This window comes from Streptomyces shenzhenensis (genome assembly GCF_021462265.1).
Taxonomy (GTDB): domain Bacteria; phylum Actinomycetota; class Actinomycetes; order Streptomycetales; family Streptomycetaceae; genus Streptomyces; species Streptomyces shenzhenensis.
Window position 1 is genome coordinate 276390 of sequence record NZ_JAJONF010000005.1, and the last position, 14923, is coordinate 291312.

The 14923-nt window shown below is 71.0% G+C and carries 9 protein-coding genes; 5 read left to right on the forward strand and 4 right to left on the reverse strand.

Features of this window, described 5'->3' with window-relative positions; all coding sequences use genetic code 11:
- Window positions 1–26 precede the first annotated feature (26 nt).
- On the reverse strand, window positions 27–1640 hold the full coding sequence (locus LQ326_RS09650) for a sodium/solute symporter (RefSeq protein ID WP_234534651.1): 1614 nt from the start codon (window positions 1638–1640) through the stop codon (window positions 27–29).
- Window positions 1637–2056 carry a DUF485 domain-containing protein gene (locus tag LQ326_RS09655; RefSeq protein WP_234534653.1) on the reverse strand — a complete coding sequence of 140 codons (420 nt, stop codon included), beginning with the start codon at window positions 2054–2056 and terminating at the stop codon, window positions 1637–1639. The genes LQ326_RS09650 and LQ326_RS09655 overlap by 4 nt, the downstream gene beginning before the upstream one ends.
- A gap of 670 nt (window positions 2057–2726) precedes the next feature.
- Between LQ326_RS09655 and LQ326_RS09660 the strand changes: the two genes are divergently transcribed.
- Window positions 2727–3911, forward strand: a complete 1185-nt coding sequence (locus LQ326_RS09660) for a beta-ketoacyl-[acyl-carrier-protein] synthase family protein (protein WP_234534655.1) — start codon at window positions 2727–2729, stop codon at window positions 3909–3911.
- Window positions 3912–3944: 33 nt separating this feature from the next.
- On the opposite strand, the gene LQ326_RS09665 is transcribed toward LQ326_RS09660, so the two are convergent.
- A complete protein-coding gene (locus tag LQ326_RS09665) occupies window positions 3945–6080 on the reverse strand; it encodes a SpoIIE family protein phosphatase (protein WP_234534658.1) in 2136 nt (711 codons plus the stop codon).
- A gap of 707 nt (window positions 6081–6787) precedes the next feature.
- Between LQ326_RS09665 and LQ326_RS09670 the strand changes: the two genes are divergently transcribed.
- The 4 genes from LQ326_RS09670 to LQ326_RS09685 all read left to right on the forward strand — a co-directional run bounded on the left by LQ326_RS09670 (window position 6788) and on the right by LQ326_RS09685 (window position 13322).
- Window positions 6788–7705 (forward strand): aminoglycoside phosphotransferase family protein, encoded by a 918-nt coding sequence (locus LQ326_RS09670; RefSeq protein ID WP_234534660.1) that lies wholly within the window; start codon window positions 6788–6790, stop codon window positions 7703–7705.
- A 54-nt stretch (window positions 7706–7759) separates the two neighbouring features.
- Window positions 7760–8266 carry a DUF1203 domain-containing protein gene (locus tag LQ326_RS09675; RefSeq protein ID WP_234534662.1) on the forward strand — a complete coding sequence of 169 codons (507 nt, stop codon included), beginning with the start codon at window positions 7760–7762 and terminating at the stop codon, window positions 8264–8266.
- 106 nt (window positions 8267–8372) lie between these two features.
- Window positions 8373–8588, forward strand: coding sequence for a DUF4177 domain-containing protein (locus LQ326_RS09680; RefSeq protein ID WP_089106991.1), 216 nt, complete (start codon window positions 8373–8375; stop codon window positions 8586–8588).
- 462 nt (window positions 8589–9050) lie between these two features.
- The gene (locus tag LQ326_RS09685) at window positions 9051–13322 is read left to right on the forward strand and encodes a galactose-binding domain-containing protein (protein WP_234534665.1); all 4272 of its coding nucleotides are present in this window, start codon (window positions 9051–9053) and stop codon (window positions 13320–13322) included.
- A gap of 71 nt (window positions 13323–13393) precedes the next feature.
- Here the strand turns inward: LQ326_RS09685 and gad are convergent, their stop codons facing one another.
- Window positions 13394–14773, reverse strand: a complete 1380-nt coding sequence (gad, locus tag LQ326_RS09690; RefSeq protein WP_234534667.1) for a glutamate decarboxylase — start codon at window positions 14771–14773, stop codon at window positions 13394–13396.
- Window positions 14774–14923: the final 150 nt, after the last annotated feature.

The following is a 14923-nucleotide window of genomic DNA, read 5'->3' on the forward strand; positions in this document are numbered from 1 at the left end:
GGCACAGGGTCCGTGCGGGGCATCGTCTAGGGCGAGCGGCGCGGGGGCGGGCCGGTCAGCAGGTGGTGCTCGTGGGACGCGTAGCGGCTGCGTTCGCGGTCGGCGGCCCGCCGGCCGGCCAGGACGGTGGTCAGCCAGCCGGCGAGAAAACCCGCGGGCACGGAGACGAGCGCCGGCGTGTTGTAGGGGAACCAGTCGAAGTCGGCGTCCGGAAAGGCGGACAGCGGTGTCCCGGAGACCAGGGTGGTGCCGGGGGCCAGGGCGAGCACGCTCAGCGTGCCCACGATGAGGGTGGCCAGCAGCGCCGTGCGCGTGTAGCGGCGCCAGAAGAGGGTGTAGAGGAGCGCGGGGGCGATGGCGGAGGCGCCGAGGGTGAAGGAGACCGTCGCCAGCGGCTGGAGGCTGCGGTGCTGGGCGAGGACGGCCAGAAGGATGGTGGGGATGCCCACGGCGAGCGCACCGCAGCGGGCGAGGGCGAGTTCCCGGGCCGGCGCCCAGGGAACCGGCCGGGACGCCGTCAGGTCGTGGGCGAGGGTGTTGGCGCAGGCCAGCGTCATGCTCGCGACGGAGGCGAGGAGGGTGAGAAAGACAGCGGTGGTGACGGTGGCGAAGAGCAGGCTCTCCGGCCGGGACAGGCCGGCTCCGAACGCGGCGCGGGCGCCCAGCAGGTAGGCGGTCGTGCCGTGCGCGTCGGCGGCGGTGATGCGGTCGTGCCCGACCAGCGCGGTCGCTCCGGTGCAGATCAGGGTGAGCATCAGGACGAACAGGGTCACCGAGGAGACCGCCCAGGACATCGCACGGCGGACCTGGCGCGGCGTGCCCGCCGTGTACATCCGCATGGTGACGTGGGGCAGGCAGGCGCCGCCCAGCACGATGGCGCACTGGGTGCTGGCCATGTCCAGGGCGGGATGCGGGCTGCTGGAGTACTGCAGCCCCCAGGTCAGATAGGCGTCGTCGGCCCCGCTCTGCCGGGCCGCCGCGTGGAACAGCGCCTGCGGCTGCCAGTCGAACGCGCGCAGGATCAGCACGCTCACGACCAGCCCGGAGCCGAGCAGCGCCACGGTCTTGATGATCTGGACCAGGGCGGTGCCGGGCATGCCGCCAAGCGCCGCATAACTGATCATGAGGACACCCGCCCCGGCCACGCACCCGTTCTTCATGCCGGCGTCGTTGAACCCGAGGACGTACGCCAGGAGTTCACCGACCCCGGCGAGCTGGACGACCATCATCGGGACGAGCGCGGCGAGGGTGACCAGGCAGGCGGTGACGCGTACCGACCGGGCCGGGTGGCGGCGGGCCAGCGCGTCGCCCATGGTGTAACGGCCGGTGTTGTGGAGGGGTTCGGCCAGCAGGAACATCAGCAACAGCAGGGACAACAGGGCGCTGAGGGCCAGGACGATACCGTCGAAACCGCACAGGGCGATGATCCCTCCGATGGTGAGGACGGTGGCGGCGGAGATGTAGTCGCCGGCGACGGCCAGGCCGTTGCGCAACGGCGACAGGGACCGGTAGCCGGTGTAGAACTCGGCGAGGTCGTCGGCCTCCGGGCCGGTGAGCACGCACAGCAGCAGGGTGAGGGCGACGACCGCGCAGAACGCGACCAGGGACCAGGACTGGGCGGAGCCGCCGAACCCGGTCACGGCGACTGCTCCCGGTCCGGCGCGGGCGCACGCAGGTGACGGCGGGCGCGGCGCGCCAGGGGATCCACGAAGCGGTGTGCGGCGGCTTCGTAGAGGAGGACCGCCAGCCAGGTGACGGGGATCTGGGCGAGCGCCAGAAGCAGCCCGGTGGGCAGCCCGCCGGGGCCCGGGCGGGCCATCAGCGAAGGGGCTTTGACGGTCAGGGCGAGGAAGGCGGCGAAGTAGCCGAGCGCGGTGATGGTCGCCACCCGCCGGTGCCAGCGATACGCCCGCCGCAGCAGGCGCAAGGTGCGGTGGGCGCCGGAGCGAGGGCCCGCCGGACGGGTGCCGTCCGGCTCCGGACCGGTCGACCAGGTCGGGGACCGGCGTTCGTACGAAGACCGCTCCGAGGGTAAATCAGGGATGTCAAAGGACATTTCGGCAACTCCTCGGTGGGGACCGGGGCCGGTCGTGGCGGGCCGCGAGCGGGGAGAGTGGTTCGGGCGACCGCACACCGTGCGGCCGGGAGGTCGGGGAAACCGTCTGCGCCGGTCGTCCAGGACGCCGTCTCGTGCGTCACGGTCGGGTGATCAGGGCGCCATGGTCTCCGGCGGGGGCGCTGTCCGCCAGAGGTGCGGCCGCGGTGGGCGGGAGCGGTCCGCGGCGCGTCGGGCTGACGTCGGGATCTCCGACAGCGGGTGATGAAGCATGGGCGGAGCGCGGGGTAGCGCGCCCGCTTCGAAAAGTGCGCCGTCGCACACCTCAGGAGCCCTGGGCCGCCCGCCCGTTGGCCCGGCCGTGACGGAGCGGAACTGTGACGCACTTCATGGGTGCCATCGGTCTCGGCCGGCGACTGGACCGGTGCGAAGCCCAACTGCCCCCCGGTCCGGGTAACTTGCGGAAGTAACGAAATGGCTGGGCGCTCCCGCAATCCCCGCCCCGGCACCGTCGAACAGAACCGGCATGGTTCCGCGGGCACATGAGACGCCCAAGAACGCGCGAATGCGAAGTACATTGCGATGACACCGTCTTGACCCCGCTCCGTAAAAACCGGCAGGTTTCGGACACTTCACATCATTTATCGGCTTTCTGCGAAAGATCCGCGCTATGGGTGCCTATCTGTCTCCCCCAGCCGTCGTGCAAGGTGAACACGCCGTGAAGACCGGCGAGATCCTGGCGGAGGTGAGAAGCCGGCAGCCACAGGCGCCGTGGCTGCCGCGGATCGACGGCATCGCGGCCAGTACGGGCATCCACTCCCGCGGCTGGATGCTGCCGCTGGAGACGGCAGCCGCACCCGGCAGCGGCACGGGCCTGCGAACTCTGGGCGCCGGCCCGGCCCGTGCGGCCCTGGCCCGCACCGGGTTCACCGACCACGAGGTGAAACGCGCGATCGCCGCCCTGGAGGCGATACCGGCGCCGCAGACCATCCAGGAGCGCACCGCGCCCGCCTGGGCGGCCGTGCAGACGTACGGGGAAGACGCGGCCCGCGAAGCCCTTCGAAACGCCCGGCTGGACACCGCCGACGTCGACTGCCTGATCACCAGTCACTCCACCACCCCGGCCCTGCCGGGGCTGGACCTCTCCCTGTTCAACCGCCTTTCGCTGCGCAGCGACGTACTGCTGCTGCCGGCCACCCAGTGGGCGTGCATCGCCGGCACCCGATCGCTGGCGCTGGCGGCCGAGCTGGTCGCCGCGGACCCAGGCCGGGTGGTGCTGGTCGTGATATCGGAGGCGCTGAGCACCACCTACCAGCCCGCCGACGACACGCTGGAATCGCTCATCGTCCGGCTGCTGTTCGCGGACACCGCCGTCGCCGTGGTGGTCACAGGCCGCCCCAGGCCGGAGTCCGTCCTGCGACTGGACGCGGCCTGGCACCACACCCTGCCCGGCACCATGGACCTGCACCGGCTGGACACCCGCGACGACGGCACACATTTCGTCATGGACCGCCGGGGACCGCGCGCGGTACAGGAGACGGTGGCCGCGATGTGGGAGTGGCTGCGGCTGCGCCACCAGGACGACGGGCACCCCTGGCATCCCGACCTGCTGCTCGCGCACCCCGGCGGCACACGGGTGCTGGAGTACATGGAGCAGACGATGCCCGCCGGCTGGCCGGAGGGGCTGCTGGCCTACAGCCGCGACAGCTACACCACGGGCAACCGCGGCGGCGCCGCCGTGCTCGACATCCTGCGCCGCGCGCACGACGCGGGCCAGAAGTCGGGCAGCCGTACGGTGCTGTACGCGGCCGCCCCCGGCCTGACGGCCACGGCCGTCGAGGGGGAGTGGTTGTAGCCGAAGCCCGGCACGCTCATCGCGGCACCGGCGCTACCCCTCCAGCTCCGCCCAGACGGCCTTGCCGGTCTGGGTCCACCGCACTCCCCAGCGGGTGGTCAGCTTGTGGACGACGTACAGTCCTCGCCCGGCGCTGTCGAGCGGGTCGCCGCGGCGCAGGCGCGGCCGGCCGTTGCCCGTGTCACCGACCTCGCAGGTCAGGCGGCTCCCGGTGCGCACCAGCCGTACCGTGACGGGCCCGGTGCCGAACCGGACGGCGTTGGTGACCAGTTCGCTGATCACCAGCAGTGCGTTGTCCCCGGCCTGCTCGCCGGTGTGCCAACGGCGCAGGAGAGGAGCGGCCAGAGCGCGGGCGCGGGCGGCGGTGTCGTCACGGGCGGGCAGCTGCCAGGTGGCGGTGGACCGGCTGCGGCGGCCGGCCAGCCGGGCGAGCAGCAGGGTGACGTCGTCGCGCAGCGGCTCCTTCGGGGCCAGCCTGGCGACCACGCGACGCGCGGCCTGTTGGAGATCGTCCCAGGGATGCACCTCGCGCACGACCTCCGTCAGCCGGCCGATGCCGTCGTCGATGGAGGCCCCCGGATCCTCCACCAGGCCGTCGGTGTAGAGGACGAGAAGCGAACCGGGCGGCGCGGTGAACTCCTGCACCTCGAACGGCTCCCGTACGACGAACTCGGCGCCCAGGGCCGGGTGCGGCTGCGTCGCCACGGTCTCCGCGGACCCGTCGGGACGGACGAGGAGCGGGGGCAGATGGCCGGCGTTGGAGATCACCACCCGGTGGTCGACAGGGTCGTAGACCGCGATGCAGCACGTCGAGCCCAGCGCGCTGTATCCGGCCGCCAGGCCCGCGTCCGTGTCGTCCAGGAGGGTGACCGTCTCGTCCAGCCGCTCCAGCACCTCCCCGGGGCCCATCCCCGCCGACAGCAGTGCCCGCGCCTCCATGCTCAGCTGGCCCATCGCCGCCGCGGCCCCCAGGCCGTGCCCCACGACGTCGCCGACGACCAGCGCGGTACGGTCACTCGGCAGCGGAAAGCTGTTCACCCAGTCGCCGCCGACGCCCGCACTGTCCGGGGTGGTGGGCTCGTAGACACTGGCGATCTCGATGGTGTCGCTGCCGGCCCGCGGCAGCAGCCGCCGCTGCAGTGCCAGGACCTGGGCGTGCTCACGCTGATGCTGGCGGGCCAGGTCGACGTGCCGGGCGGTCTTGGCCACGAGTTCTTGCAGGTCGAGCAGCTCGCCGTCGCGGAAGAGGTACTCCGGCCGCCGCCAGACCTCCGTCACCCCCAGCACGATGGGCCTCGGCGCGCCTTCGGGACCTTCCACCACCAGCGGGATGCAGGCGACGCTCACCGGCCGGTTGCCCGGCACCAAGGCGCGCACCAGGCGGGGATCGCCGAGTGCCCGTTCGATCGCCTCCCGGTCCGGAAGGACGACGGCCCGCGGAACGTCGTCGCGCATCACCGCACCGGCCAGCAGGCGGCTCGCTTCCCGGGGAAGGTTGTCCCCGGGGGTCAGATAGCCCTCTGGCCAGGCCCGGTCCGGCACCAGGGCCGCCCGCCGCAACCGGATGCGCTCCTGCGCCTGCTCGGTGACCGCCTCGCCCGTCCACACGGCGTAGTCCAGGTTGACGGCGGCCACGTCCCCCCAGGCCAGCAGGGACTGGGCCAGGGACTGCGCCGTCTCCCCGATGTCCAGGGACGTACCGATCGCGGCGGCGGAGGCGTACAGGTGCAGTCGCTTGGCCATGGCGATCAGGGACACCGTCAGACCGTCCTGCGGCGGCGCGGCCGGCAGGATGCTCATCGAGACCACCAGCTCCGTCCCGTCGTCCCGCCGAAGGCGCTGGACCCGGGCGACATGCGCCTCGCGTGTCTCAAGGACCCGCCGCAGCCGCTGCGTGACCGTCGCCACGTCCCCGGGCGGCAGCAGATCAGTGAAGGCGGCCCCCGGCGTCGCACTCACCCCCGCGAACGGAGCGGCGTCCAGATTGGAGCCGCGGATCCTCAGGTCCCGGTCGAGACTGACCACCCCGAGGATCTGTTCCCCGCTCCCGGCCTCCTCCGCCCCGGGAGCACCCGTGACCGCCGCCGGCGCTGCGCCCTTCGGGATGTAATCACCCAGGGCGCCGCTGACCATGTCGAACGGCGAAGCAGAGGCGGGTGTGGGGTTCATGAAGCTCACACAGCTCGCTGACTCCGGGCGCGTACCGGCAGATCTTCCCGAGTCCGTGCGGTCAGGCACGACAACCCTCGACCGCACATCTCATGAGTAACACAAATACCCTGCTCATCGAAGGGGTAAAAGTGATCTAAACAACACGAACCGACCTCGGTGTCGACGGGAGCCCCTTGTAAGGGCCGGACCGTCCCGCTCTTCGGCGACCAGATCACGCAGCTCGCGCTGCCCCTGCTCGCGGTCCCGGCCCTGGACGCGGCTGCCCCGCGGACGGGCCGGCTCACGGCCGCCGGGCTTCTGCCGAGCCCGCTGTTCTCCGTACGTGCCGGCGTCCGGGAGGACCGCAGGGGGCGACGGCGGCACATGATGATCGCCGGCCGGCCTCGGAAGGGCGCCGGCCTTCCGCCCGCTCCCGGCCGCCTGGGCCCTGGACTGTCTCGGCCTCGCTCGGCTCTACGCGGTCGCGTTCGCATCGGCAGGGCAACCGACCCGGATCCGGCCCACCGAACCCCCGGCCGCCGCCCGCGCCAAGGCCGACCTGACGACCGGCTTTCGCCGCGCCCCGGCACGACGGGACAGACTGCCACGACGAAGCGTGCGGGCGAGTCGACGTTCCGGCTCCGAACGCCGTTTCCCCCGGCACCTGCCGCAGCCGCGGCCCCGCGCCGCCGCGATCCACTCACGAAGAACAGGGGCTCAGCTTCATGACAGCCGACGAGACGGACATCACCGAGGACCTGATCCGGCAGCTGCTGCGCGAGCAGCACCCCGACCTGGCGGACCGTCCCCTGAAGCTCGGAGCGCTCGGCTGGGACAACCAGGTCTGGCGGCTCGGCGACGACCTCGCCGTCCGGCTGCCCTGGGCGACCCGGTCCGCGGACGCCCTGCTGCGCAAGGAACACGCCTGGCTGCCCCTCCTCGCCCCGCGTCTTCCCCTGCGGGTCCCTGTCCCGCAGCGCATCGGCGAGCCCTGCCGACGTTTCCCGCGGCCCTGGCTCGTCACCACCTGGGTCCCGGGCGAGCGGGCCGACCGGGCCCCCGCGACGCGCCCCGCCGAGTCGGCCGTCGCACTGGCCGCCTTCCTGACCGCTCTGCACCGCCCCGCCCCCGACGAGGCACCGACGGGCCGGCAGCGCGGCGGCCCGCTGGCCGGCACCGCCGAATCCTTCGCTGAGGGGCTCGCCTCGGCCACCGAGCTGGGGCTGATCCGCGACCCGGACGCCGTCCGCGCGGTCTGGGAAGACGCCGCCGCCGCGCCGGACTGGGCAGGCCCCCGCCTCTGGCTCCACGGCGACCTGCACCCGGCCAACATCCTCACCGCGAACGGCACCTTCTGCGGTGTGATCGACTTCGGCGACCTCTTCGCCGGCGACCCGGCCTTCGATCTCGCCGCCGCCTGGATCCTCTTGCCGGACGGCGCCGCCGCTCTCTTCCACGAGGAGTACCGGCCGGGCCCGGACGCCGCGACCCTGCGGCGAGCCCGTGGCTGGGCGGTGCTGCGCGCCTTGGCCTGCCTCCACATCGCGGACGCCGGCGTGCACGGCCGCCCCGGAGGCAAGCCCACCTGGGGGCCACCCGCCCAGGCCGCACTACGACGCCTCACCGCGACGGCTCAGCGGTGATCGCGTCCGATTCCCGCCGGCGACCCGGGCCGCCCCCACGCCACGCTGAACGGCATGACCGCTTCCTTCTCCCCCCTTCCCATCTCCTCCACGGCCCTCAAGGAACTCCGGGTCCGCGACGACGCCGGAGATCCGCCGCGCCCGTACACGGACGACGAAGGCGACGCGCCACTGCGCTGCTGCCTGCGGTCCAGCACCGCGGGAGAGCGGATCGCCCTGATCTCCTACGCCCCGCTGCGCCGCTGGGCGGCGCGGACCGGCGCCGACCCCGGGGCCTACGACGAACAGGGCCCCGTCTTCATCCACGCCGAGGAGTGCGGCGGCCCGGCCGGCGGGAACCTCGGCGGCTGTCCTTGGGCCCGCCCCGGCGCCCTGCGCGTCCTGCGCCGCTACGACAGCCGAGGGCACATCACGGGCGGTCGCATGCTGGAGCTTCCCGAGGACGCCCAGGCGGCCTTCGCCCACGCGCTGGCCGAGGCCTTCGCCGACCCCGAGACCGCCCAAGTACACGTGCGCGCCGTCGAATACGGCTGCTACCACTTCCGGGTGGACCGCCCATGAACGAGAAAACCCAGGCCCGCGGTGCGCCACGGCCGGCGGGGATGATTGTCTGACCCTGGCCAATCCCACCCCGAACCGGCTTTGCCGGCAGGAGGACCTCGCAGTCATGAGCAGTGCCTACGCGTACGAGTACAAGGTCGTCACCTTCCGGGAGTCGCTGATCGGCGACGCGCTGGACAGCGACAAGCTGGAGAAGGTCCTCAACAAGCACGCCGAGGACGGCTGGGCCCTCAAGGCCATCACCTCCGCCGACGTCAAGGGCCGCATCGGCCCCGGAGCCGTCGAGGGCCTGCTCCTGACCTTCGAGCGCCCGCGCGGCTGACCCCGATCCGACCGGCAGTAAACCGAACGCCCCCCAGCCCACCAGGCGGATTCCAGGGGGGCGTTCGTCGTACCTGGCGCCTTTCCTGCACCAGAATGCGCAAGGCGTGCGCAGATAAGAGCAAGAATTTGCGTATATTGCGCTCGCTTGCGGTGTGGGACGCAAGCGCAGCCTGTGTGACATGCGCGGGTCCGAGTCGTGCGCGCCCCGTGAGGGGCCTTCGAGTGGTGTGAACGGCACACCTGCCGCTGAGGCATGGGCTCTTCTGGTGAAACTTGTGCTGTCCTGTCAGTAGACGGGCTCACAGGGCTCTGCAATATTTCGATGAAACAATGCAATATTCTGCGCATCGCCGCACCGTCTTCATTTCACATCGCACCGCACCTTTCTGCACCACTCCGCCAGGAACGAGCCGCCCTCGCCGCCCCCTCGGCGCGCGAGCCTCCGCAGGAAGTGACCCGCATGACTCCTCGACACAAGCCGAGATCCCCGAGACGCCGCGCGGCGACCGCTGTGCTCGCCTCCGCCGTGATGGTTCTGGGCCTGCCCGCCGTCGGCGCCCACGCGGCCGGTGGCCCCAACGCCGCCGCGGACACCGCGACCACGGCAGGCAGTGCCCGCACCGCCCACGCGGCATCGAACGTCACCGACGGTGACACCGACACCTACTGGCAGGCCGCGAACAAGTCGGCCCAGTGGGTCCAGACAGACCTCGGACGGACCAAGCGCGTCCGTGAGGTCGTGCTGCGCCTGCCCGAGCACTGGCAGACCCGCAAACAGACCCTCGCGCTCCAGGGCAGTGCCGACGGCAAGAGCTTCGCCACGCTCAAGTCGTCGGCGCAGTACGTCTTCAGCCCCGGCAACGACAACACCGTGAAGGTCGCCGTCCCCGCGACCCTCGCCCGGTACGTCCGCGCCGACTTCAGCGCCAACTCGGCCGCCCGCACCGCCCAGCTCGCCGAGATGCAGGTCCTCACCACCGCCGCCTCGACCCCCAACCTCGCCCTGGGCAGACCCTTCAGCGAGAGCGGGCACGCCGACGTCTACGGCGCGGCCAACGCCGGTGACGGCAACCGGGGCACCTACTGGGAGAGCACCAACAACTCCTTCCCGCAGTGGCTCCAGGTCGACCTCGGCTCGTCCCTCCAGGTGAACCAGGTGACGCTGCGGCTGCCCAGCGGCTGGCCGAGCCGCAGCCAGACACTCAAGATCCAGGGCTCCACCGACAACCGGAACTTCACCGACCTGACGGCTCCGAAGGCGTACACCTTCGACAGCGCCGACGACCAGTCGACGACCATCGCCTTCGACACGACCACGACGCGGTACGTGCGGGCGCTGTTCACCGCCAACGACGGCTGGCCCGCCGGGCAGGCGTCCGAGCTGGAGGTCTACGGACCGGCGACCGGCGACACCCAGGCGCCCACCGCGCCGTCCGGCCTGAGCTACACCGAACCGGCCACCGGGCAGATCAGGCTGACCTGGAACGCGGCCACCGACGACACAGCCGTGACCGGCTACGACGTCTACGCGGGCGGCCAGTTGCGGGCGAGCGTCGCCGGGAACGTCCTGACGTACACCGACACCCAGCCGGCCGGCACCGACATCACCTACTTCGTACGGGCCAAGGACGCCGCGGGCAACGTCTCCGCCGACAGCAACAGCGTCACCCGCAAGGGGACGAGCGGAGACACCCAGGCCCCCACCGCGCCCGGCGGCCTCGCCTACACCCAGTCCGGCAGCGACGTGAAACTCACCTGGCAGGCGTCGAGCGACAACGTGCAGGTCACCGGGTACGACATCTACGCCGACGGCCGGCTCGTCAAGACCGTGGCGGGCGACGTGACGACGTACACCGACACCCCGTCGGCGACGGCCACGGTCACCTACTACGTGAAGGCCAAGGACGCCGCCGGGAACGTGTCGGTGGCCAGCAACAGCGTCACCCGGCCCGGCTCCGGTGCCGGCTCCGACCTCGCCCAGGGCAAGCCCGTCGAGGCCTCCTCGTACACCTTCACCTACGTCGCAGCGAACGCCAACGACGGCCAGGTCGGCACCTATTGGGAGAGCGCGGGCGGCGCCTGGCCGGCCACCCTCACCACCAAGCTGGGAGCCAACGCCGACCTCAGCCAGGTCGTCGTCAAACTCAACCCGGACCCGGCCTGGTCGACCCGCACCCAGAACATCCAGGTACTCGGCCGTGACCAGGACGCGACGTCCTTCACCAGCCTCGTCGCGGCGAAGGACTACACGTTCGACCCGGCCACCGGCAACACCGTGACCATCCCGGTCTCCGGCGCCGCCGCCGACATCCAGCTCAAGTTCGCCTCCAACACCGGCGCCCCGGGCGGCCAGGTCGCCGAGCTCCAGGTGATCGGCACCCCGGCGGCCAACCCGGACCTCAAGGTCACCGGTATCACCAGCACTCCTGCCGCGCCCGTCGAGTCGGACGCCATCAGTCTCTCGGCGACCGTCACCAACAGCGGCAGCAGGGCGGCCAAGGCCACCGACCTGAACTTCACCCTCGGCGGCACCAAGGCGGGCACGGCCGACGTGCCGGCCCTCGCGGCCGGCGACTCGACGACCGTCACCGCGAGCATCGGCACGCGGGACGCGGGCAGCTACCCGGTCGGCGCCGAGGTGGACCCGTCCAACAAGGTCATCGAGCAGAACGAGGGCAACAACACCTTCGCCCGCTCCGACGCCCTCGTGGTCAAACCCGTCTCCAGCTCCGACCTGGTCGCCGCACCCGTCGCCTGGACGCCCTCCAGCGCCTCGGCCGGTGACGACGTCGCCTTCACCGTCGCCCTCAAGAACCAGGGAACGGTGGACTCCGCCTCCGGCGCCCACGGCGTCACGCTGACGATCCAGGACGCGAACGGCGCCACCGTCAAGACCCTCACCGGCTCCTACAACGGCACCATCGGCTCCGGCGTGACGACCGCACCGGTCAGCCTCGGCTCGTGGACGGCCGTCAACGGCAAGTACACCGTGAAGACGGTCATCGCCGACGACACCAACGAACTGCCGGTCAAGCGCGCCAACAACACCACCACACAGCCGCTGTTCGTCGGCCGGGGCGCCGACATGCCGTACGACATGTACGAGGCCGAGAACGGCACGGTCGGCGGCGGCGCCAAGGTCGTCGGCCCGAACCGCACCGTCGGCGACATCGCCGGCGAGGCGAGCGGCCGCAAGGCGGTGACCCTCGACGCCACCGGCCAGTACGTCGAGTGGACCACCCGCGCCGCGACCAACACCCTGGTCACCCGCTTCGCCATCCCGGACGGCACCGACTCCACCCTCGACGTCTACGTGGACGGCCAGTTCCTCAAGGCGATCGACCTCACCTCGAAGTACGCCTGGCTGTACGGCAGCGAGACCGCACCCGGCAACTCGCCCGGCTCCGGCGCCCCGCGCCACATCTACGACGAGGCGAACCTCCTGCTCGGCAAGACCGTCCCCGCCGGCTCGAAGATCCGCCTCCAGAAGGACTCGGCCAACACCGCCGGCTACTACGCCATCGACTTCATCAACACCGAACAGGCGACGGCGGCCCCCGACCCGGCCGCCTACACGGTCCCGGCCGGCTTCACCCAGCAGGACGTGCAGAACGCGCTCGACAAGGTCCGCATGGACACCACGGGCAAGCTCGTCGGCGTCTACCTGCCCGCCGGTGACTACGACACCTCCAGCAAGTTCCAGGTCTACGGCAAGGCGGTCAAGGTCGTCGGAGCGGGCCCCTGGTTCACCCGCTTCCACGCCCCCGCATCCCAGGAGAACACCGACATCGGCTTCCGTGCCGACGCCACCGCCAACGGCTCGACGTTCGCCGGCTTCGCCTACTTCGGCAACTACACCTCACGGATCGACGGTCCGGGCAAGGTGTTCGACTTCTCCAACGTCTCGGACATCACCATCGACGACATCTGGGCCGAGCACATGGTGTGCCTCTACTGGGGCGCCAACACCGACCACATGACCATCGAGAACTCCCGGATCCGTGACACCTTCGCCGACGGCATCAACATGACGAACGGCTCCACGGACAACCACGTCGTCAACAACGACGCCCGCGCCACGGGCGACGACAGCTTCGCCCTCTTCTCCGCCATCGACGCCGGCGGCGCCGACGAGAAGAACAACCTCTACGAGAACCTGACGTCCACCCTCACCTGGCGAGCCGCCGGCATCGCCGTCTACGGCGGCTACGACAACACCTTCCGCAACATCCGCGTCGCCGACACCCTCGTCTACTCCGGCGTCACGATCTCCTCGCTGGACTTCGGCTACCCGATGAACGGCTTCGGCACCGATCCCACGACGATCGAGAACGTCTCCCTGGACCGGACCGGCGGCCACTTCTGGGGCTCCCAGGTCTTCCCCGCCATCTGGGCGTTCTCCGCCTCGAAGGTCTTCCAGGGCATCCGGGTCAACGACGTCGACATCGACGACTCCACGTACGGAGGCGTCATGTTCCAGACCAACTACGTCGGCGGGCAGCCCCAGTTCCCGGTCAAGGACACCGTCTTCACCGACATCTCCATCACCAACAGCAAGAAGAGCGGAGACACCTTCGACGCCAAGTCCGGCTTCGGTATCTGGGCGAACGAACTCCCGGAACCGGGCCAGGGCCCCGCGGTCGGCGAAGCCACCTTCCGCGGCCTGCGTATGAGCGGCAACGCCCAGGACATCCGGAACACGACGAGCACATTCAAGATCAACGTCGAGTAGCCGAACGTCGATGAGGGGTACGGGGTCGGCCTCGACAGGGTCGGCCCCGTCCTGTCATCGATCCGTCACCGTCACCCTCGCCGCAGGGGAGGCAGGGGAGTGGGCATGGAGAGGCCGGGACGGAACTGCCGGGTGACCTCTGTCAGGTCGGCGATGAACCGGCCCGCGAGGTCGGTGGTGAATCCGGTGCGGACGACGAGGCGTAGGACGGAGACGTCCTCGCAGGGGGCGGGGAAGGTGTAGGCCGGCAGATGCCAGCCGCGTGCGCGCATCGCGTGCGAGACGTCGAAGACGGTGAACCCCTGAGCGCCGGGCGCGAGCCGGAAGGCGACGACGGGGAGTTCGGAACCGTCGGTGACCAGTTCGTAGGGCGAGATGCCCTGGATGCGGTCGGCCAGGGCACGGGCCGTCGTACGGTTCTGGACCGCGAGGTCGTGCAGTCCCTCGAAGCCGTACCGCAGGAAGCTGTAGTACTGCGCGACGACGTGGGCGCCGGGACGGGAGAAGTTGAGGGTGAAGCTGGGGGAGCGGCCGCCGAGGTAGTCGACCTCGAAGACCAGCTCGTCCGGCAGGGCCTCGGGGGTGCGCCACAGGGCCCAGCCGAGGCCGGGGAAGACGTGCCCGTACTTGTGCCCCGAGGTGTTGATGGAGGCGACCCTTTCGAGCTGGAAGTCCCACATCAGACCCGGGTCGAGGAACGGCGCCACCAGCGCGCCGGAGGCGCCGTCGACGTGCACGGGAATGTCGGTGCCGGTGGCGGCCTGGTAGCCGTCCAGGGCCATGCAGACGTCGGCGACGGGTTCGTAGGAGCCGTCGTAGGTGGAGCCGAGGACGGTGACGACACCGATCGTGTTGTCGTCGCAGTAGGCGGTGAGGGTGTCTGGCGTGAGGTGGTAGCGGCCGGGCTCCATCGGGACGTAACGCGGCTCGACCTCGAAGTAGTTGGCGAACTTCTTCCAGCAGACCTGGACGTTGGCGCCCATCACCAGGTTGGGACGGCCGGTGTCCTTGCCCTGCCCGCGCCGGCGCTGCTGCCAGCGGCGCTTGAGCGCGAGCCCGCCGAGCATCGCCGCCTCGCTGGAGCCGGTGGTGGAGCAGCCGCGGACCCGCTGCGGGTCGGGTGCGTGCCACAGCCGGGCGAGCATCCGCACACAGCGTTCCTCCATGGCGGTGATCTGCGGGTACTCGGCGCGGTCCGCGAGGTTCTTCTCGGCGGTGTCGGCCATCAACTGCCGTGCCTGCGGTTCCATCCAGGTGGTCACGAAGGTGGCGAGGTTGCGCTGTGCGTCGCCGTCGAGCGTGAGCTCGTCGCGTACCCGTCGCAGTACCACGTCCGGTGAGGATGCCGACCGCGGCAGTTCGTCGAGAGGCGGGAGCGGATCGGCGGCGGCGGGCGGGGTGAGGGTGTCGAGTGCGGTCGCGGAGATGACGTCGGTATCCGGGATGGGCATGTGTGCCTCGGTGCTTTCTGGTCCGTGTGGCCCCCGTACGCTCCTGACGCTAGATCGCCCCGCGGTGCGGCGTGCGTGCCGATTACACCGATCCAGCGACCGATTTGCGGACCGATGAACTGAATTTTCCCTTGCGTATACGGGCGTATG